Raw genomic sequence first — 1,987 nt, 5'->3', positions numbered from 1 at the left:
CCCTGCACGCGGCCGGCTATCCGGCCGGGTCGGAGTTCCTGTGGCCGTACCACTACAAGACCTACTGGGATCTGACCCAGCGCATCTACCGTGAGGAACTGGACCCCGGTTACGACGGGGCGACCGAGGCCGGAACCCCGTTCTGCGCCTCCGGAACCCCCGGCTGTGACGCCGACTACGACTACGGCGCGCGACCGCGGTCCGTGCACCGCGCCGTCGACCGCATCGCGCTGACCGGGCGCATCGGCAAACCGCTGATCACCCTTCAGGGCACGCTCGACGTGCTGCTGCCGATCAGCCGCGACGGGGACGCCTACGCCCGCATGGTGCGCGAGGCCGGGCGGGGCTCGTTGCTGCGGTACTACCGCATCGCGGAAGGGACCCACACCGACTCGCTCGTCGACGCATTCCCGGACCGGCTCCGCCCGATGACACCTTGTCATCGCTCGGCTTTCACGGCACTGGAGCGCTGGCTGGCCGGCGACGGACGTCCTCCGGCCGACCACACCGTGCCGCGCCCGGCCGACGCGGACGCTGCGACACTGCTGACCGAATGCCCCCTTGAACAGGGGCCGGGCAGCCGCCACCCGGCCGCACCCTGATCGGGCGTTTTGCAATCGTGTCCGGGTCTTCGCCTTCTGCCCTAATCTGACGCGTATGGACGCACCGGGGGACATGATCGACGAACGCTTCGAGTTGATCGATCGGCTCGGCAGCGGGGGGATGGGCACGGTATGGCGGGCGCGTGACACCGTGCTGGACCGGGACGTGGCCCTCAAGGCCGTGCACCCCGAGGCGGAGGCATCCCCGGCCGTCCGTGAACGGGTCATGCGCGAGGCGAAGGCCCTGGCACGGCTCAACAATCCGCACGTGGTGACCGTTCACCAGATCGTCGACACACGCCCCCACCCGTGGATCGTCATGGAGCTGGTGCCCGGCCGGTCGTTGCAGGAACGCCTGTCCGAAGGCCTGCTGAGCCCGGCGGAGACCGCGCGCATTGGCCGTCAGGTGCTCGCCGCCCTGCGCTTCGCCCACGCGGCAGGCATTCAGCACCGTGACGTCAAGCCGGCCAACGTCCTGCTCCGTCCGGACGGCCAGGCCGTGCTCACGGACTTCGGTATCGCCGCTCTCCAGGGCGCGACCGCGCTCACGGCCACCGGCGAACTCGTCGGGTCCCCCGAGTACATGGCCCCCGAGCGCATCCGCGGCCACGACGACGACCCGGCCTCCGACCTGTGGTCCCTCGGGCTGCTCCTGTACGTGTGCGTGGAGGGTGTCAGCCCGCTCCGCCGTGTGACCACGCTCGCCACCCTGGCCGCTGTCCTGGACGACCCGGTTCCCCCGCCCGTGCGCTCCGGCCTCCTCTCGGAGGTCCTGCGTTCCCTCCTAGTACGCGACCCGTCAGCCCGCCCCGACGGCGCGCGACTCGACGCGTTGCTGGCCCAGGTCGAGTCGGGTGCCTCACCGCAGTGGGACCGGCCGACGCTGACGGCGGGGTCGATCCCGGCCCCGCCCGTCGCGGCACCGCTCACCCTGCCGGACTCCCCGCTCCCAGGACATCCGCACCGGCATCGCGGAGCCGTCCTCGCCGTCGCGCTCACCCTGACCGTCGTCGCGATCACCACGCTGGTGCTCACCCTTGACCCGTTCGGCGACGACAAGGCCTCCGACCGGGTAGCGGGCTCCGCGCCGAGCACATCCGCCGTACCCGCCACCACACCTCGGAGTTCGTCACCGCAGCGGAGTCCGAGTCCCGCCGCCGCGCCCAGCGAACCTGAGGCGTCCACCCCCTCGTCCACCACCTCTTCCACCACCTCCACCCCCGCCCGTTCCGAGTCGTCGCCCCCTCCGGCCGGAACCGGTCGCTGGATCGCTCAGTTGTCCTCCGAACCCATCGCCTCGGGCTGACGGTCTGGCTCATCTGGAAACTCAGCTCGGTCAGCGGCTTCTGCGTGTCGCGCAGCACGATCTGGCTGCTGTAGCCGCC

Annotated in this window: 2 protein-coding genes; both read left to right on the top strand. The window is 71.2% G+C overall.

What is annotated here, in order from left to right; genetic code table 11:
• Positions 1 to 602 (top strand): 3-hydroxybutyrate oligomer hydrolase family protein (locus ACWEBX_RS39640; protein WP_451889555.1); only part of this gene is annotated, 602 nt, incomplete at its 5' end.
• Between the two features lie 55 nt (positions 603 to 657).
• The gene (locus tag ACWEBX_RS39635) at positions 658 to 1,908 is read left to right on the top strand and encodes a serine/threonine-protein kinase (RefSeq protein WP_451889554.1); all 1,251 of its coding nucleotides are present in this window, start codon (positions 658 to 660) and stop codon (positions 1,906 to 1,908) included.
• Positions 1,909 to 1,987 lie beyond the last annotated feature (79 nt).

Source organism: Streptomyces sp. NPDC005070, from assembly GCF_053600395.1.
Note: the sequence above shows the minus strand (reverse complement) of the source record. Positions and strands in the feature narration are given on the sequence as shown.

Coding starts and splice junctions, on each gene's coding strand:
- ACWEBX_RS39635 (WP_451889554.1), top strand. CDS start 658: ATGGACGCACCGGGGGACATGATCGACGAACGCTTCGAGTTGATCGAT.